Raw genomic sequence first — 20,008 nt, forward strand, 5'->3', positions numbered from 1 at the left:
AACACAAACAATAATAGAATAGATATATCATATTTGCTATTTTAAAATTGAAAGACAAAACTTTAGAATCGTATTAAAAACTAATTCCCTATGAAAACGAAACTACTTCTAACACTAGCATTACTAATAAATTTTGCAATACAAGCGCAAACAACATTTACAGCAATTGATGGCCCAGGCGAAGATTTGTGGTCAGAAGTAGAAAGCTGGCAGGGAGGTGTCATACCGGGCAGTATCATTGGTCCTGGGGATAGTGTTGTTATTCCTGTTGGGGTACTAACAACAATAGATATATCGATAACCAATAATGGAACTTTAACAAACCAAGGGACTTTAACAAATAATGAGACTTTAACAAACAATGGCAATTTAAACTTAACTCAAGATTCTCGGTTGCGTTTAGTAGATAATAGTACATTTACCAATACTAGTATAGTATTAGCCTCAAACACTTCTGTTATAGTAATAGAAGACGCAAATTCAAGTTTAACTAACGCAGCTACAGGCACATTAACTTTAGATAATTCTTCTGAAATACTAGCATTCGGGGGACAACTAATAAACAATGGGACACTAATACTAAATGATACCTCAGCGTTTAATCAATTTGAGGGGTTTTCTGGTTTTATTACGACTAATAATAACCTATTAACTATTACTAGTAGTGCAGTTTTTAGAGCAGGTATTCTAAATAATAATGGTAATTTAACAAATAATGGGGTATTAGAAATAGACAATAATTCAACAAATGCAGGAACTCTAACAAATACGGGGACTTTTGAAAATACTCAAACCCTAACAAATACTAGCAGTGCAAGCTTAATTAATACTAGCGCAGGTAGTTTTTATCTAAAATTTGGAGCTACACTTAGTAATACTGGTTTATTAGACAATAGTGGTTCATTAATTATTGAGGACAACCCTAGTAATGGTAGTGTTATAAACAACTCAGGCAATTTTAATAACTCAGGAATATTTCAAGATATTAATGGTTATAGCACATTGTCAGGAACTAATACAAGCCATACAGGAGATTTTAGTAATGCAGGTACATTAAGTCCTGGTAACTCAACAGGCACTTATACTTTTAACAATAACTATACACAACAAAGTACTGCAACCTTAACCACAGAACTAGAAACCACAAGTTCTTTTGATGTTGTAACAATTAATGGCACAGCAACCTTAGCTGGAACGTTAGATGTTAGCTTAGTAAATGGCTTTACACCAAGTGTCGGAGATACATTTACAATTTTAACAGCTAATTCTATATCTGGCACGTTTGATACCGTTAACTTACCAACTGGAACTGGTTATGATTGGAATATTAACTACACAGCAACAGAAGTTATTTTAGAAGTTGCACCCACATTTACAGCTCCAGCAGATGTCTGCGAGCAAACAGGAATACAAAATGGTCTCGATGGTGGTTTGCCTATAGGAGGCGTGTACTCAGGACCAGGAGTAACAGATGATGGTAACGGGATGACCTATAGCTTTAACCCAACAACATCAGGAGTTGGAACTCATACTATAACATACACGCAAAGTGGAACTAGTGCGATGGATGATATAGAAGTCTTTGCTGCACCAACAGTAGCCTTTACAGCACCAGAAGATCTATGTATTGATACAGGCATACAAACAGGGCTTAGTGGAGGAACTCCTGCGGTAAGTATTACAACAACTACAGTTACAGTAAATATTGGTTATGATGAAGTTGGCTTTTCAGGTTTTATAGGAGGAGATATCGTATTTAATAGCTCTGGAGCTATGCAATCAACAAACGTAACTGCTAGTAGTGGTGTTGCTGGCATAACAATTAATTTAACGAATGCAACTGCTTCGGGTGATACTATAACACTAACGTTTGATAATGGGCAAACACCAACTATCGTAGCAAATACTACTATTATAGGAGCTTCAGGAAATTTAAATTTCACCTCAGGTACTAGCTTCACTATTGATGGAGATTCTCAAGATTTTGTATCAGGTACAGGTACAGTAAGTACAGATATCCTAGGTTCTGGCGTATATTCTGGACCAGGTGTTATTGATGATGGTAATGTAGTGTCCTATAGTTTTGATCCAGCCGCAGCTGGTGTAGGAACACATACTATTACATATATATATACAAACGATAATGGTTGTGTTTCTAGTGCTAGTGATACCATAGAAATATTTGCTTTACCTACAATAACTTTTACTGCACCAGAAGATGTATGCCTAAGTGCTGGTGTGCAAATTGGTCTTGGCAACGCTACTCCATCTGGTGGTATCTATTCAGGACCAGGAGTTACCGACGATGGTAACGGGATGACCTATAGTTTTGACCCAGCAATAGCAGGCGCAGGTGTACACACTATAACTTACGATGTTACAATAGGCAATGGTTGCTCAAATTCAGCGTCAGATACAATAGAAGTCATTGCTCTTGATGATGCTTCTTTTAGCTATAGTGCTTCGGTGTATGGGTGTGATGTCACATATCCTACACCTACAATTACTGGCTTAACAGGTGGACTGTTTTCTTCAGGTACTGGACTTGCAATAGATCCTAACACAGGCGAAATTGATACAGCTGCAACACTAGCAGGAACCTATACCGTAACCTATACTACAACAGGAAATTGCGTTAATAGTTCGAGTGTTAGTATTACGTTTACTACAAGTTGTATGCCAGCAACAGCCTTTAACTTTGATGGTATAGATGATTATGCTGTAGCTGTTAATCCTTCTATTTTAGATATAACTACTGGTACTATAGAAATGCGTATTAAACCTCTAACTAAAACGACTAAGCAAACCATTTTAGGCTATCGCAGTAGTACTGGAGGTAGTACTAAATATCTATTCAATTTATTAGAAAACTTATCTGGTATTGGTTTCTGGAACGGAAGTAGTTTCTTAACAATTCCCTTTGCTTTTAACGAAGATCAATGGTATAACATTACCGTGACCGATGATGATTCTGGTAGTTCAAACCTGTATATAGATGGTCAATTCGTAGGTGCTTTTGCATCAGAGTTTGGTACAGCAACAGGAGCTGACCTCAACCTTTATGTTGGTGTCGCTTTTCCTGGAAGTGAATATTTTAAAGGCGATATTGGCGATATACGCATATGGAACACTGTTAAAGCAAACGGTACAGCTAGCTGTACACCTGGAGCATCTGGAGCAGATTTAATAGCTTATTATAATTTTAATCAAGGGTTTGAAAATTCAGACAATAGTTCTGTTGACAACATTTTAGATGCTACAAGCAACGCCAATAATTTACAATTAACCAATGTGGCGTTAACAAGTGCTACAAGTAACTGGGTAAATACAGACAATACTATTTTCGACACTGTTTTTCCAACAGTAATAACCCAAGACATTACCATAAACTTAACCTGTAGTGCATCTACAACAATAACCGCAGCAAACATAGATAATGGTTCTTTTGATAATTGTGGGATCGCATCACTAGCGATAGACATAGATACTTTTGACATTTCTATGCTAGGTGCTAATACAGTAACACTAACCGTGACAGATTTTTATGGAAACGAAAGCTCGCAAACAGCTCAAGTAACAGTTGTAGATAATATTCAGACCAGATTATATGTTAATCAATTCGCTACAAGTAATTTTGATGGAACCAGCTGGGAAACTGGTTTTTTTAATCTACAAGACGCTATTATTGCTTCACTTAGCTGTTCAACAATAACCGAAATTTGGGTAGCTAGCGGGACTTATTCCCCTAGTGCACTTCCAAGAAATAACACAATTACAGCTGGTATAAGTACTCGTGATAATACGTTTCATTTACCTAATGGCATAAAAATATATGGTGGCTTTAATGCTACTGACACCTCAATTGATCAACGCGATATTGCTGCAAACCCAACCATACTAAGTGGTAATATAGGCAATCCGTCATCTTCCACAGATAATACCTATCATGTGGTAACGTCGGTTTTAGACAATGCAGAAACACGACTTGACGGTTTTATTATAGAAGGTGGACTAACCACATTTAATGACGTAACCGGCCTTACTATTGAAGGGATAGATGTAAGACGACGACTTGGTGCTGGTATTAGTAACCATAATTCTAGTACAGTATTTGCTAATTTAATTATTCGTGATAACACTGCAGATATTGGTGCAGGTATTTATAATAAAGAAACCATTAATACGAGTTATACTAATATTGTAATACATAACAATAATACAGTAGGCTTTGGTATTGGCGGCGGTATGTACAACAAAGCTGCATCTTTTACTGCAACTAATGTATTAATAGCCAATAACTTTTCTGATGCAGGTCCAGCAATTTATAATGATTCATCAAGTAGTGCTACATTAACCAATCTTACTGTTTTTAATAATACCTCACCATCTACTTTTTTAAATGGGTCTGCACTTATTGCTAATAGTAATAGTACAATTACAATTACAAATACTGTAATGTATAACAATACCAGAGACATTGGTTTAGTAAATAACTCTACAGTATCAGGCACTAATAATTATGTTTTAACAGACCCAGCACAATTTGGTTCGCCTGCAGGTTTCACACAACTTATAGCAGACCCATTCATAAATAGTGCTGATATTGATGGTTTAGATGATATTTTTGGCACACCAGACGATGGATTAATGCCTTTAGAAACTGGAGTTTTAGTAGATGCTGGTAATACTTCTTTAAATGCTACTACAACAGATATCACAGGACACATAAGAAATCTTGGTGCCAATATAGATGTTGGTACTTATGAGTACCAATCTAAACTTATGGTAGCACCAAAAGTATTTTTACAAGGCGCTTTATTAGGCAACACTAACGGTTTAATGCGAGACGATTTACGTACTAATAACTACTTACCTACTACTTCGCCTTATGCAGATGGTTTAACTTGCGATGCTTCGGTATTTAATACTGGAGGAACTAGCGCAACAGGTTTACTAGAAGATGATATTGTAGATTGGATTTGGGTAGAATTAAGAGATGAAACAGATAATACCGCAGTTATAGTAAGTACTTCTGCCCTATTACAACGTGATGGCGATGTGGTTGCTGTAGATGGTGTTTCTAATCCAGACTTTTTAATCCCTTATAAAAATCATTATGTGACTTTAAAACATCGCAATCATTTAGGTGTAATGACAGCTAATACAATTGCTCTAAATGGCACGGCCGTACCAATAAATTTTACAGATGCTACTATGCCTATTACTTTTGGGACCAATGCACAAACTACTTTTGGAATACCAACAAACACTTTAGCAATGTGGGCTGGAGATAGTAATGGTGATGGTCGCATAAATTATTCTGGAGCTATAAGTGATGTTCCTTTTATAAGAAGTCAGGTTTTTAACGATCCCAATAACTCTGTGTTTGGTGGTCCACCAGTAGCGAGTTATTCTTCTGAAGGTTATTTTGGTACAGATGTTAATATGGACAGTAATTCGGTATATTCAGGAACTACCAGTGATGTATTGGAGGTAAGAAACAATATTTTTAATAACCCTTCAAATTCTGTTTTTGGTGGTCCACCAACATCAACTTATTTGTTTACACAACAATTACCTGAAGGTGCTAATGATTAGCAATTAGTGTAATTATCTAACATTAAAACGTCAAAACTATTAGTTTTGGCGTTTTTTTATTTTTAATGAAATGCATTAGAAATGAATTACAGATAATTCTTATTTTTGATAAAAATATTTTATCAAAATATGGATACCATTCTAACTTTTCTTTCCAACATTTCTTGGTGGCTTTGGATAATCATTGTTCTAGCCATTATTGCCATTAGAGATATTATTCAAAAAAAACATACTATAAGTCATAACTTTCCTATTGTTGGGCATGTTCGCTATATGTTTGAAAGTATTGGTCCAGAAATACGCCAATATTTTGTAGCAAATAATAGAGAAGAGTTACCATTTAACAGGATAGAACGTGGTTGGATTTATGCATCAGCTAAAAAAGAAAATAACTACGAAGGTTTTGGTACAGATCGCGATATTTATGCACACCAGCATATATTTATTAATAACGCGATGATGCCTTATCAAGTAAAAGAGAATCACCCAAACATAGCAGACAAAAGTTTTTTACCATGCGCTAAAGTTATGGGAGAATATAATAAACGTAAGCGACCATATCGTCCTGCATCTATAATAAATATTTCGGCAATGAGTTTTGGTTCATTATCAGCAAAAGCAGTAGAAAGTTTAAACAAAGGTGTAAAAATAGCAGATGCCTACCATAATACAGGCGAAGGTGGTTTATCTCCTTATCATAGCCATGGTGGCGATGTTGTGTTTCATTTTGGAACGGGCTATTTTGGTGTGCGTGCAGAAGATGGTGGTTTTTCTATGGAAAAAATGATAAAACTGGTTGATGACAATCCTTTTATTCGTGCTATAGAAGTAAAACTATCTCAAGGTGCAAAACCTGGCAAAGGTGGTGTATTACCAGGTGCAAAAATCACTCCTGAAATTGCTAAAATTAGAGGTGTTGAAATTGGAAAAGATGTATTATCACCTCCAAATCATAAAGCCTTTTCTAATGTACCAGAATTAGTAGATTTTATTGAAGCTATTGCTGAAAAAACAGGGTTACCTGTTGGTATAAAAGCGGCTATTGGTAAACTTGAACAATGGGAAGAGTTGGCAAACATTATGAAAACCACAGGAAAAGGGCCAGATTTTATAGCTGTTGATGGTGGCGAAGGTGGAACTGGCGCTGCGCCTCCAAGTTTTGCAGATCATGTAAGTTTACCGTGGGTGTATGGGTTTAGTGATTTGTATAGATTATTTCAGAAAAAAGGATTAAGCGAACGTATTGTATTTATTGGTAGCGGGAAACTTGGTTTTCCTGCTAAAGCAGCTATGGCATTCGCTATGGGAGCAGATTGTATAAATGTAGCCCGTGAAGCCATGATGAGTATTGGTTGTATACAAGCACAAATTTGCCATACTAATCGTTGCCCTGCTGGTATAGCTACGCAAAAGAAATGGACGCAGAATGGTATAAACATCCCTTTAAAATCTGAACGTTTAGCACAGTACTTTAAAACCTTTAAAAAAGAATTAGTCGAAATCACACACGCTGCTGGTTACGAGCATCCTTGTGAATTTAAAATGAGTGATATTGAAGTTAATGTAGACGACCATAACTTATCTAAAGAGTTAGATGGTACTTATGGTTATGTAAAAACACCTGTACCTTTTAATGGTATGGAAAGCTTAAAATCTTGCAGCCATCTGGGTGGTTCTAAAAAATAAAACAAAGAGGCTGTCTAAAAAGTCATTATAATTTTAATTGTCAAGTTGAGCTTGTCGAAACTGATATTGTTTACCAGTAGTTTAAAATATTTCGACAAGCTCAATATGACATTGAATTATTCTTTTAGACAGCCTCTTTGTGTTTTATAAAATATAATTTATTAATTATCTCTTATTACATGGATTGTTGCTGATAGATTTCTTATGTTACCACTAGTATCTGTATAAGTTCCTGTCACAGTCATATCTATATAACCACTTACTGCACCAAAGCTATTTAAGGTATACACTAAGTTATTTGGGATATTAAAATTCATATCTATTGTTGAAGATTCTAACCAAAAATTAGGAGCTGTATATGTTCCTGGCACAGTAGAATCGCCTCCTACATAAAAACCATTTCCATTAGAAGATTGAGATGAGATATTAAAATATCCTAATACAGATCCATTGGCTTCTGCATCAATATTAGTTAAATAATACTCTACAGGATTATTATCGACTTGTATTGTAACGAATTCTGTTATCGCATTACATGCTATAATGTTACCTACGTTTGTACTGCTAAAATTAAAAGGTAATACCGTTGTTGTTTGAAATGCATCATAATCAAACCCTTCTAAAGAAAATGTATTTAAAGAAGCACATTTAATAACACTCATATTAAACACGCCATTACTAACTGCTACTGTTGCATATTGACTTCCATAGGTTAAATTAACATAACCATTTACAACATTTGCATTAGAACAATCTACCAAATTTCCTGTTATTACTTCGGTTAAAACCCCTGGCATAGATAGGTTTCCAAAATTAGTATCTGAAGAAAAAGGGCCTATAGATGTTGTGTGTACTTCTACTCCACATTGATCATATGCTTTTAAAGTTAAAGTTTCATTAGAAGGAATCAATCCACAAATTTCACCATTACCATTTGAGTATCCAATTCTAGGATACGTAGCACCACTTCTCCACAATTCTACTTTCACATTAGATAATGGTGTATTTAAATTATCAACTACTGTCATACACAATGTTACTGTAGGAAACTGAGCATCACAATTCCACCATGAAAAGTGAGATACTTCACCTATGTACTTACCTCCTATTAAATTTGCTTCACCATCTTCAATCCAGTGACCAGCAACCTCATCAAAATGCCATAATGGTATCGTTGATGGCGCTACGCCACTTTGTGCTGGATCTAATGGTAATTCAATTTCTGCAACATGACCATCTGCTATATTTAGTTTTTGACCAGCATCTCCTTTTAATTCAACATTTAGCATACCATAAGTTTCAAGAACACGTTCTTCTTCATTAGCATTCTCTGCTTGTAAACTTCCAGGCATAAGCTCATTAACAGATGCGTTTGCTGGATCTAAATGATACATATATACTGCTACATTTCCAGAATACGCATTACCATTATCATCTTTAAAAGCACCATCAAAACTTACTTTTGTACCATTGCTTAAAGACACTTCACTTGCTATTCCAGAGGCTACAGTTCCTGCTAAATTCTCTGTAATAAGCATGATATTAACCATATTAGTATCTTGAGTTGGTACTATAGATCGCATCCCTTTTAAAAACCCTGGTTTTTCTGCAGTTATAAAAGCTTGTCTTTCTTTAACAGTTACATTATTAATAATGAAAATGCCGTTATTGTCTGTAATCGCTGTTTCATTTCCAATAGTAATATTCACATTATCTAATGGTAATGACGATTCATTAACAATTCGTCCCATAAAATCTCTTTGAATGTTTGCGCCTTGATCTAAAGTAGATTGTATTACATCATTCTGGTTGTTTTGATTGTTGTTGTTAAAGTCATCAATACCTTCATTTTTTTCACAAGAATTAAATAATGCACTAAACATTAGCATTAATGCTAATATAATTTTTGAAGTTGTTTTTTTTGTTTTCATAATTTATTGATTTAAAATATTTTTATTTTCTATTCAACCTTATATAAAAACAAGCCCTTTTTTGTTACCTCTTTATTTTATTTTTTTTTAAATTCTAAAAAAACAATAGTATTTACCAACTATTAGTACTTAGCTTGTACAATAAAATAAAACGTGTTAAGTTTGTTTAATTGTAAAAACTAAACTTAATGGAAGATCAATTATTAAATTTACTTATGTATGCCGTACCATCACTTATAGTGGGATCGGTTGCCTTTTTATTTTTTAGAGAGCATGTTCAAAATGAAGATGATAGACGTAAATTTTTAATACACAAACAACTACAAAGAGAATCTTTACCTCAAAGATTACAAGCTTACGAACGTTTGTCGTTGTTTTTAGAACGCATCAATCCCAATAAATTATTATTAAGAGTTGCTCCTGCTTCTACTAATAAGAATGATTACGAAACGCTTTTAATTAATACTATTGAAAATGAATTTGATCATAACCTCTCACAACAAATTTATTTAAGCGATAGCTGTTGGAGCATTATTAATGCATCTAAAAATGCCACAGTACAACTTATAAGAAAAGTTGCTATGAGCGACAAAATAGATACAGCATCAAAATTAAGAGAAGCTATAATAACAGAAATGATGGATAAATCTGCTCCTAGTAATGCTGGATTATCTTATATAAAAAAAGAAGTTAGTGAGCTGTGGTAATAGAATTTAATGGATCGCTTTCGTCCATAGATTGTCCTTTTTCATGTTTGCTTTCTGCATAATGATAACCTTCTTGCCACCATTTTTCCATTAAGCTTTTATTGAAAATAAGTGAGTTTTCTGTAAGCTTTGATGGTGTATAGTATAAATTAAGTTTTACGTTTCTATGCTCTGCTGCTAGTTTTCCAATAGCAATATCTCCTTTTTCTACTTGATCTAATAAATGACCAAATAGACTTATCATTAAAGAGAATGGGTTTTTACCTAATACTTTATTATAATCTAAATCTTCACTTTCTAAAACAATGGCGTCAACTTCTGTTGCACCACGTTTAATAGCTTCACGAATAGGTATTACACAACCTAAACCACCATCTGCATAGTCAAAACCATTTTTTTTAACTAAAGACATGAAAGGAATATAATTACAAGATATCCATATCCAGTCGCAAAATTCTTCGTAACTATAATCGTTAATAGACTTATATTCTGTTCTATTTTTAGACAAATTAGCTACAGTAACAACGACATCTTCCTTAGTATCACGAATACGATTAAATTCGTCTTTAGTAAAATGCTTCTTTATATGCCTTCTTAAAGCTTTACTCTCTCCAAATGTTCGTCGCTTCTTAATAAACTGAAGCATCGTATTAAAATAGTTAATAGAAACATATTCTCTTCCTTTTTTCTTTTTTACAACAAAAGGATTAATACTAAAAATTGAATGTTGATTTACATGAGTATAGATATCATAAAGTTTACCAATATCTTGAGTTGCTAAATGTGGAATTAACAAACTACCTGTAGATGTTCCTAAAAACATATCGTAATTTTTACCTTGTTGTTCTATAAGGTATTGTGCTACACCACCTGCAAATGCACCTTTACTACCACCTCCAGAAATTACTAATGCTTTCAAATTACTATTTATCTTTTGACTGCAAATTAGTAATTATCTTTTTATATTTTTCATTTTCAGATAGCGATTTTAGTAAATCTCTTGCAAAGCTTTTAAATCTCCAGTTATGGTGTTTAGATGCATTTATTAAATTGGTTAAAGCTGTTTCATTAAAAGCATTTATAGAATTTAAATACGAAAATGTATTTTGCCTTAGTTGAAAACCGTTTTTTGAAGACGTGTAATCTACTAATTCATTATAATAGAACTGTTTCTCTTGATCTCTATAACCTTGCGTATTTAAAGCCAAAACAAGCCACAGTGTCTTTATATTTTTATTATTAAAACCAATGATGTCTTTTGTTTTATCTAAGTATTTTTTACGCTCTTTTGGAAAGTTTAACCATAAATGATACAACGCAGCTTCTATTGTTAGATAAGATTTATCATTTAAAAGACTTTCATATTGCGCTTTAAGCTCTAAAGGTATTTTAGTAACGTTTTGTGCTATAGCTTGCCTAACTTTAATTGAATTTTTAAAATCTTTAGATTGAATTTTATTTGGCATTTGTTCAATTACCTTAACTTTAGATTCATCAAAAAGATATGAGGTTAGATACTCTGAACACTTTGAAGAATAGCCTTCACAATCTATTTTTAAATATCCATTTACTGCATTAGAAACCGTAGACAAATGTGTTTCCATTTCATTATAAAGCAGTGTATCAGAAAGTAACCAATCGTCAACAAACTTTGTTAAAGATATCCCTGAAGTATCTTCTATTTCCTGTATAAAATAATTAGTTTTTACATTCTTAAATTTATATTTCTGCAAATAGCTTTTTACTGCCTTTTTAAAAGCTTCATCACCTACTTTATCACGTAACATATGTAAAAGCCAAGCACCTTTTTTATAAAACGTTGCACTACTCGCTTTTGGATCCATTAAAGGTGTATTTTGACCTGCTTGCTCCTGCGCTAATAGTTCTAGAGCATACTCATATAATCTCCAATAGTAGTAGTCGTCTCCAAAAATATCGCGTTCTGCCAATAAAGCATAATACGTAGCAAAGCCTTCTTGCAGCCAATGATGTTTTCCTTCAGTTTCGGTTACTAGATCTCCAAACCATTGGTGTGCCAATTCGTGAGCATTAACGTTAACGTAATTTTTATCTATAAATGCTGTCTCATCAATCATGAAATCATCACTAAAAATAGTGAGACTCGTATTCTCCATCCCTGAATATAAAAAGTCTTTTACAGGCACTTGTTTATAGTTTTGCCATGGATATGGCACGCCTATTTCTTCTTCCAAGAAATCAAACATCTGCTTAGTATAACGATAGGTTGGCTCTACTTTTGAAGAGTCTTCAGGATAGTAATATAATTCTATTGGAATACCACTTTTAGAGGTTAACTCTTTTTTATCATATTTTCCAATAGCTAATGCCACTAAATAGCTGGACATTGGTTTTTGCATTTGAAAGTGCCATTTTACCATACCTGGCAAAGGAATATTTGCTGTTTGTAATCCATTAGAAATAACCTTATAATCTTCATTAAAAGTTAATGATATATTAAATATCATTTTCTCGTTCATATCATCAATACTAGGCAACCAATTGCTGGTATATTTACCTTGCCCTTGGGTCCATATTTGGTGAGTGCTTTCTCTTTCAACAAAATAAAGGGCCTTTTTAGGAATTACCTCATAATCAAAATATACTGTATATTTTTTATTTTTTTTAAAATCATGAATTAACCACAAACGTTTATTATCGTAATAAAAATCTAAATCTTGAGTATTAGAGTTTTCATATCTTATTTCAACATTCTTTATATCCATATTAACAGCATCAATGTATATTGAATCTGTTTCTTTTATTACATCTAAAACATACCAAACTTTTCCGCCTATACTTGAGTTATTGGGATTAATACCAAGAAGCGCGTTTGCTTTTTTAAAATCAACAAAATCAGTCTGTTGTGCTTGTGTAGAAAAGCACATTAAAGTAATTAATATATAAAGCAAGTGTTTCATAAATAATATATTGCAAATGCTAAGCCAAAATACAATTTTTAATGGTCTTATTATTTTGAATAAGTCTACAAATAGATCATTAAATCGAACAAATAGTACACTTCCACTTAAATTACTGCTTTTCAACGAAATATAGACAACAATGCTTTAGAATCTATCTATTAGGAGTACTTTTGCGCAAATTTTATCCTTTAAACAAAATAATATGAAAACATTCTTAGTGCCTATTAGCTCTTTAAAAGAGAAAAAAGCAACTATTATTTATGCTATTGACTATGCAAAATTAGTTGGAGCAGAAATGATTTATGGTATTCAACTTAACGAAATAAGAGAAGAAGACCACATAGAAGATATTATGTCTTATGCCAAAACACAAGGTATAGACATTAACTTTAGATTCTTTGAAGGCGATACTATAGAGTATATCAAAGAATTTTGTATAGATTTTAATGTAGATCTTATTATTGCTTCTGCCAGAGCTCCAAAAACTAACGATAAATTATTTTTAGACGATTTATCTGGTAGTATCGTTAGAAAAACAGACATGCCAGTTTTATTAATACCTGATAATTACGAATTTAAGGACGTAAACACTGTTTTGACGGCTGTAAAATCTGGGATAATAAAAATGGAAGGTGCTTTAGATCCATTAGAACACACATTAACACATTTAAAAGCATATATGACATTATTACAAGTAAAAACACCAACGTTTTTACCTGAAGATTTAATGTTTGATAAAGATTTAGCTAGAATAACGTCTAAATATTACTCTTCGGAAAACGCAACAGTATTTCAAGGTGTTTTAGAGTACATTCATGAGATTAAACCAGATATGATTTGCGTATTTAGACGTAAACGTGGTTTCTTCAAGAAATTATGGAGTGATGCAACATTAGATAATAGCGTTAGTAAATCTGATTTTGAAAGCCGTGTACCACTTTTAGTACTTAAAGGCGAACAATAATATATTAACAACATAAACATATAAAGGCTACCAGTAATGGTAGCCTTTTCTTTTTACTTTAAAGAGAAATGCATTAAATTCGTTCTCTTATGGCTACCAACCTTCAAACCCCTATAGATTATTTAAAAGGCGTTGGACCAAATCGTGCCGATTTGCTCCGCAAGGAACTTGGTATTCATACCTATCAAGATCTCATAAACCTATTCCCAAATCGCTATTTAGATCGCACCAAATATTATAAAATAAACCAATTACAAGCTAATAGTGCCGAAGTACAGATTATAGGAAAAATCACCAATTTTAAAGAAGTCGCTCAAAAAAGAGGCAAACGATTAGTAGCCACATTTCAAGACGATACAGGAGTGATGGAACTGGTTTGGTTTCGAGGTCAAAAATGGATTCGTGAGAGTTTAAAACTGAATACGGTTTACGTTATTTTTGGGAAAGTAAATAGATTTGGGGGTAAGTTTAATATGCCACATCCAGATGCCGAATTATTAGTCGAGCATGAGAAAAATTTACGTTCTTCTATGCAGGCCATTTATCCGTCTACAGAGAAATTATCTAACAAGGGAATCACCAATCGTGTGATGACAAAAATAATGCAAAATCTCTTCCTAGAAACTGGTGGGAAATTTGCAGAAACCTTACCAAAAAAATTACGCTTAGAATTAAAAATTATTTCAAAATCTGAAGCCCTTTTTAATGTGCATTTCCCTAAAGATTCTCAGTCACTTTTTAAAGCTCAATTTAGGTTGAAATTTGAAGAATTATTTTACATACAATTACAGCTCATTCTTAAAAATTTAATTCATAAATCTAAGATAAAAGGATTTCCTTTTGAAACCGTTGGAGCGCATTTTAATAGCTTTTTTAAAAACCATTTACCATTCGAATTAACTGGAGCACAAAAAAGAGTATTAAAAGAAATTCGTCACGATTTGGGTAGTAATGCCCAAATGAATCGCTTATTACAAGGTGATGTAGGCTCTGGAAAGACAATAGTAGCTCTAATGTCAATGTTAATAGCACTTGACAATGGATTCCAAGCTTGTTTAATGGCGCCGACTGAAATTTTGTCAGTTCAACACTACAACGGATTAGTTGAGTTATGTAAAGATTTAAAAATCAGCATTGAAATACTCACAGGTTCAAGTAAAACTTCAAAACGAAAAGAAATACATAAAATGCTTGAAAATGGTGATTTAGACATCCTAATTGGCACACATGCATTACTAGAAGATAAAGTTAAATTTAAAAACTTAGGTCTTGCCATTATTGATGAGCAACATAGATTTGGCGTTAAGCAACGCTCTAAGTTATGGAAAAAAAATAACTTTCCGCCACACGTTTTGGTCATGACCGCTACTCCAATTCCGCGTACATTAGCCATGTCTGTTTATGGTGATTTAGACATCTCTATAATTGACGAATTACCACCTGGTAGAAAGGCTATAAAAACAGTACATAGATACGACTCAAATCGACTCAAAGTTTTCCGTTTTATTCGTGAAGAAATTAACAAAGGAAGACAAGTCTATATCGTCTATCCTTTAATACAGGAAAGTGCTCAAATGGACTATAAAGATTTAATGGATGGTTACGAAAGTATTGCTCGAGATTTCCCTATGCCAGAGTATCAAATTTCGATTGTACATGGTAAAATGAAACCTGCAGATAAAGAGTTCGAAATGCAACGTTTTATAAAAGGAGAAACACAAATTATGGTTGCCACTACAGTTATAGAAGTTGGTGTAAATGTTCCTAATGCTTCTGTTATGATTATTGAAAGCGCAGAACGTTTTGGCTTATCTCAATTACACCAATTAAGAGGACGTGTTGGCCGCGGTGCAGAACAAAGTTATTGTATTTTAATGACCAGCCATAAACTCTCTGAAAATAGTAAAACACGTTTAGAAACAATGGTAAGAACTAATGATGGCTTCGAAATTGCCGAAGTAGATTTAAAACTACGTGGACCAGGAGATATTATGGGCACTCAACAAAGCGGTGTTTTAAACCTTCGCATTGCAGATATTATAAAAGATAACGACATCTTACAACATGCCCGTTATCACGCCAAACAATTACTAGAAAAAGATCCTTCTCTTGGTCACCCAGAAAATGAAGTAGTTTTAGAAACCTACAGACAAATGAGTAAATACAAGAACATCTGGAATTATATTAGTTGAGTTAATAGATTTTTTTCTGAAAAACTTATATCAAAAACAACTACTTATATATCAAAAAACAGCTTATTTAAATCATAATTATATAATTTTAAGCTTAATAACGCATCTTATAAAAATCATTTATTTTACTTACTGTAACAAAACAGAAATAAAACGCTTCATTAGGTAAATATGATAATTATTACTTTATATTTTTAATATGACTATTCTAATTGTAGACGACGAAGCTTTAGCAAGGCAACGTATTTTAAAACTCTTAAACACTACAGATTATTTTTCTAAAATAATAGAAGCATCATCTGGAAAAGAAGCAATAGAATCAATAAACAAACTACAAATTGATCTTGTTTTCTTAGATATTAAAATGACAGATTTGAATGGGTTTGACGTTTTAAAAAAGATTGATTCTAAGACAATGCCAATCATAATTTTTGTAACGGCTTTTGATAGTTTTGCCGTAAAAGCTTTTGAAGTAAAAGCTATTGATTTTTTATTAAAACCATATAAAACAGAACGCTTTTATGAGGCTTTAAATCGTGCTATTACTAAAATATCGCAAAAAGACTTAAAGCAACAATACAAATCTAAAATTGCTAATCTTATAAACTATATTGGAGAAATTGATACTAATATCAATACATCTCCAAGCAGCTACATAGAAAAAGTTGTACTAAAAACTGGTAAGAAATTCTATTTTATTAAAACAGAAACCATAAAATATATTACTTCTTCTGCTTATTATGCCGAAATATTTACAAAGGACAACAGTAAGCACATCTACAGAATTTCGATGAGTGACTTTATAAAAAAACTAGACCCTAATACATTTAATAGAATTAATCGTTCTACTATTATAAACAACAATGATATTAAAGAAGTTATTAGCGAAGGACAAGGCGATTATAGTATTATTATGAATGACAAAAAGATTTTCTCTTTATCTAGTAAATATAAGTCTGATTTTCTAAAATCAACAAAAATCAAATAGGATGAAACTTTTAAAAAACTCATTTGTTGACAAAACACTTCTAAAATTTATCTTATATGTTTTTATTGCCGCTTATTTAATTGATTTTTTAGGCAGCTCACTCTACTACTATTTTAATGATATAAAGACATTTGAAGCCATAAACTTTAAAGGATTAGTTCTTAAATACCTAATCACCTACAGCTTCAAATTCTTATTTATAATAACTTCAATCTATTTGACTATAAGTTTAATTTCGTTAAAAAAAAGACGCGTACAGAGTTTTATAATTCATACACTTTTAGCTTTCCTCTTATCATTTTATACTTCTGCTATTGTAATGCTTATGGAAGAACAACTTTTTAATGGAACTGTTAAAATTACATTCGAGTCTGTTTGGATTCGAGGTTTATCTGGTTTAAACTACAATTTCTTTGTCTATATAGCTATTATGGGAATTGTATATGCCTATTATTATCTAAAAAAACAACAAAGTGTTTTAATAACACAAGAACGTCTTAAAACCCAATTACTAGACACTAAAATCAATGCGTTACAATCTCAGCTGCAGCCTCATTTCCTGTTTAACGCTTTAAACGATATCTCCTCACTTATGGATATTGATGTTAAAAAATCTCAAAACGCAATAGTAGATTTAAGTGATTTATTAAGAAGCACGCTAAATATTAAAGATCAAAAACATATCGAGCTTAAAGATGAGTTATCAATTTTAAACAAATATTTAGATATTGAAAAAATTCGTTTTGCAGAAAAACTAAACTTTAATAAAATAATAGACAACCACTTATTAAACACTAAAATCCCTCCGTTATTACTACAACCCTTTATAGAAAACACTATTAAACATGGTTTTTCTTACCATCATAATACTCTAGAAGTTACATTAAAAATTAGCACGATTAAAGACCATATTATTTTTGAAATAACAAACAATGGACAACCGCTTGCCGAGGAAGAAATAATTTACGGAAATGGTATTAGAAATGTTTTAGAACGATTAGACTCTTTATATGATGGGAACTACTTTTTTGAAATGAATAATATAGAAAATGAAAATAGCACACTTGTACAAACAACTATAAAAATACCTATATCTTAAAAAAATAATATCTAAGTTTTAAATAAAAATATCATAAAACACCCAATTCTTATCTTTTAGCTTTGTAGAAGCATATATGTGACGATTTTTATAAAAAAATCACACACATGAAAAAAATTACATTTACAATTATTAGTTTGAGTTTTATACTAACAAACTCATTTTCACAATCTTTTGAAGCTGCAAATATTTCAGGAGTTACAACAACTCCTAGCAACTCTAGAAGTGCTAATTTTATAGATATAAACAATGATGGTTGGGATGATATTTTTATTACCAATTCAAGCGGTCCTGGTTCTGGAGAAAACAACATGCTGTATTTAAACAATACAGACGGCACATTCACTACAATTACTAACGATCCTATTACTCAAGACAACAGTCGTTCTGTCGCGGCCAGTTTTGCAGATGCAGATAACGATGGAGATCTAGATGCTTATATGGTAACATGGGGATCATCTACCAAAAATTATTTTTATAGAAATAATGGCAATGGTATATTTTCTTATGAACCAACAAATGTTTCCGGTTCTGTTTTTACATTTTCAGAAATGGTAACTTGGATAGATGCTAATAATGATCAAAACTTAGACATCTTCTATACCAACAGTGCTGGAAATGCAACAAACAGCTATTATGAAAACCAAACAGATGGTACTTTCGTAAACAATACTAGTATTGAATTTACAAATGAATTCTTTGGAACACGTTCTGTAGATTTAATAGATTATGATAATGATGGTGATTGTGATTTATTTCTAACAAATGAGAATACTACAAAAAACTCTCTTTATAGAAATGATGGAACTAATAATTATACAAAAATCACTAATTTAAGCTTTGTTCAAGATTTAAAGAACTCTGCAGGTAGCTCATGGGCAGATATAGATAATGATGGCGACTTTGATCTTTTGGTAACTAATTATGAAACTAATGGCCAAAGCAATCAACTTTTTAGAAACAATGGTAGTACTTTTACAGAAGAAACGTCATCACCTATAGCCTTGGCAACTAGCAGCTCTTTTGGATCAACTTTTGGTGACTTAGATAATGATGGTGACCTAGATTTAATTGTTTGTAATTCGTATTTGTCATCTGTCCAGAACAACTATATATATATAAATGATGGTTCTGGAAATTTCACTCAAGACACTTCAAGTGCTCTAGCAACTTTCTCTGGCTGGACCTATAGTGCTGCATTTGGGGATTATGATAATAATGGTTGGCTAGATGTTATTTATGCAAATAATCAAAATGGAAATCAAACCAATGCATTATTTAGAAACACTGGAACCGGAAACAACTGGGTAAAAATAAATTGCTCAGGTACAAACTCTAACAATTCTGCTATAGGCGCAAAAGTTAGAATTAAGTCTACAATAAACGGTAATGAAGTATGGCAAACACGTAAAATTGTTTCATCTAGTGGATATTGCAGTCAAAACAGCTATACGCAACACTTTGGCTTAGGCAATGCTACAATAATAGAAGCGCTAGAAATCACATGGCCAATAGGCACAGTAGAAACCTATAATAATTTAAACATCAATACTACACATAATGTAATTGAAGGTACTGGTTTAGGTATTTCTGAAATGAGCTTACATTCTTTTAAACTATTCCCAAACCCTGTAAAAGATACTATTACAATCCGTTTGGGGTCAAAATTAGTAGATTCAAAAAATAATGTCTTTACTATATTTAATATGAATGGAAAACGAGTAAAAACAGTTCCTTTAAATAACACAGAAACTTATGATGTTTCAGAATTAAAGACTGGTAATTACATCTATACTATTTCTAAAAATAATACTATTCATTACTCTGGAAAACTTATTAAAAACTAAGTTATAACCTAATATTACTATTCGAAATGAAAATAAACGAATTGAATAGCATAT

General features: G+C 32.4%; 11 protein-coding genes. 8 read left to right on the forward strand and 3 right to left on the reverse strand.

Annotated elements, in window-relative coordinates; all coding sequences use genetic code 11:
• The first annotated feature begins 90 nt into the window (after window positions 1-90).
• Both Q0997_RS06440 and Q0997_RS06445 read left to right on the forward strand, forming a co-directional pair.
• Window positions 91-5,598, forward strand: a complete 5,508-nt coding sequence (locus Q0997_RS06440; RefSeq protein WP_299886289.1) for a LamG domain-containing protein — start codon at window positions 91-93, stop codon at window positions 5,596-5,598.
• 129 nt (window positions 5,599-5,727) lie between these two features.
• Window positions 5,728-7,284: an FMN-binding glutamate synthase family protein gene (locus tag Q0997_RS06445; RefSeq protein WP_299886292.1), complete on the forward strand. Its 1,557-nt coding sequence runs from the start codon at window positions 5,728-5,730 to the stop codon at window positions 7,282-7,284.
• A 161-nt stretch (window positions 7,285-7,445) separates the two neighbouring features.
• Here the strand turns inward: Q0997_RS06445 and Q0997_RS06450 are convergent, their stop codons facing one another.
• Window positions 7,446-9,215: a carboxypeptidase-like regulatory domain-containing protein gene (locus Q0997_RS06450; RefSeq protein ID WP_299886295.1), complete on the reverse strand. Its 1,770-nt coding sequence runs from the start codon at window positions 9,213-9,215 to the stop codon at window positions 7,446-7,448.
• 188 nt (window positions 9,216-9,403) lie between these two features.
• On the opposite strand from Q0997_RS06450, the gene Q0997_RS06455 reads away from it, so the two are divergent.
• A complete protein-coding gene (locus Q0997_RS06455) occupies window positions 9,404-9,922 on the forward strand; it encodes a hypothetical protein (protein ID WP_299886298.1) in 519 nt (172 codons plus the stop codon).
• Here the strand turns inward: Q0997_RS06455 and Q0997_RS06460 are convergent.
• Together Q0997_RS06460 and Q0997_RS06465 are read right to left on the reverse strand one after the other, a co-directional pair.
• Complete coding sequence (locus Q0997_RS06460) at window positions 9,906-10,841, reverse strand: patatin family protein (protein WP_299886300.1); 936 nt, start codon at window positions 10,839-10,841, stop codon at window positions 9,906-9,908. The two genes, Q0997_RS06455 and Q0997_RS06460, sit on opposite strands and share 17 nt — an antisense overlap.
• Before the next feature lie 4 nt (window positions 10,842-10,845).
• Window positions 10,846-12,861, reverse strand: a complete 2,016-nt coding sequence (locus Q0997_RS06465) for a M1 family metallopeptidase (RefSeq protein ID WP_299886303.1) — start codon at window positions 12,859-12,861, stop codon at window positions 10,846-10,848.
• A gap of 205 nt (window positions 12,862-13,066) precedes the next feature.
• Between Q0997_RS06465 and Q0997_RS06470 the strand changes: the two genes are divergently transcribed.
• The 5 genes from Q0997_RS06470 to Q0997_RS06490 all read left to right on the forward strand — a co-directional run bounded on the left by Q0997_RS06470 (window position 13,067) and on the right by Q0997_RS06490 (window position 19,954).
• The gene (locus Q0997_RS06470) at window positions 13,067-13,828 is read left to right on the forward strand and encodes a universal stress protein (protein WP_299886306.1); all 762 of its coding nucleotides are present in this window, start codon (window positions 13,067-13,069) and stop codon (window positions 13,826-13,828) included.
• An 89-nt stretch (window positions 13,829-13,917) separates the two neighbouring features.
• Window positions 13,918-16,020 carry an ATP-dependent DNA helicase RecG gene (gene recG, locus Q0997_RS06475; protein WP_299886307.1) on the forward strand — a complete coding sequence of 701 codons (2,103 nt, stop codon included), beginning with the start codon at window positions 13,918-13,920 and terminating at the stop codon, window positions 16,018-16,020.
• Between the two features lie 199 nt (window positions 16,021-16,219).
• Entirely contained in the window at window positions 16,220-17,008 is a 789-nt protein-coding gene (locus tag Q0997_RS06480) for a LytTR family DNA-binding domain-containing protein (protein WP_299886310.1), read from the forward strand.
• Between the two features lies 1 nt (window position 17,009).
• Window positions 17,010-18,107, forward strand: coding sequence for a sensor histidine kinase (locus tag Q0997_RS06485; protein ID WP_299886313.1), 1,098 nt, complete (start codon window positions 17,010-17,012; stop codon window positions 18,105-18,107).
• 107 nt (window positions 18,108-18,214) lie between these two features.
• Entirely contained in the window at window positions 18,215-19,954 is a 1,740-nt protein-coding gene (locus tag Q0997_RS06490; RefSeq protein WP_299886315.1) for an FG-GAP-like repeat-containing protein, read from the forward strand.
• Window positions 19,955-20,008 lie beyond the last annotated feature (54 nt).

It is taken from the genome of uncultured Lacinutrix sp. (assembly GCF_947500325.1).
Lineage (GTDB): Bacteria > Bacteroidota > Bacteroidia > Flavobacteriales > Flavobacteriaceae > Lacinutrix.

What these genes read in the sequence shown, in the direction of transcription:
- Q0997_RS06440 (WP_299886289.1), top strand. Translation starts at nt 91, where the DNA reads ATGAAAACGAAACTACTTCTAACACTAGCATTACTAATAAATTTTGCA.
- recG (WP_299886307.1), top strand. Translation starts at nt 13,918, where the DNA reads ATGGCTACCAACCTTCAAACCCCTATAGATTATTTAAAAGGCGTTGGA.
- Q0997_RS06480 (WP_299886310.1), top strand. Translation starts at nt 16,220, where the DNA reads ATGACTATTCTAATTGTAGACGACGAAGCTTTAGCAAGGCAACGTATT.
- Q0997_RS06470 (WP_299886306.1), top strand. Translation starts at nt 13,067, where the DNA reads ATGAAAACATTCTTAGTGCCTATTAGCTCTTTAAAAGAGAAAAAAGCA.
- Q0997_RS06465 (WP_299886303.1), bottom strand. Translation starts at nt 12,861, where the DNA reads ATGAAACACTTGCTTTATATATTAATTACTTTAATGTGCTTTTCTACA.
- Q0997_RS06490 (WP_299886315.1), top strand. Translation starts at nt 18,215, where the DNA reads ATGAAAAAAATTACATTTACAATTATTAGTTTGAGTTTTATACTAACA.
- Q0997_RS06445 (WP_299886292.1), top strand. Translation starts at nt 5,728, where the DNA reads ATGGATACCATTCTAACTTTTCTTTCCAACATTTCTTGGTGGCTTTGG.
- Q0997_RS06455 (WP_299886298.1), top strand. Translation starts at nt 9,404, where the DNA reads ATGGAAGATCAATTATTAAATTTACTTATGTATGCCGTACCATCACTT.
- Q0997_RS06450 (WP_299886295.1), bottom strand. Translation starts at nt 9,215, where the DNA reads ATGAAAACAAAAAAAACAACTTCAAAAATTATATTAGCATTAATGCTA.
- Q0997_RS06485 (WP_299886313.1), top strand. Translation starts at nt 17,010, where the DNA reads ATGAAACTTTTAAAAAACTCATTTGTTGACAAAACACTTCTAAAATTT.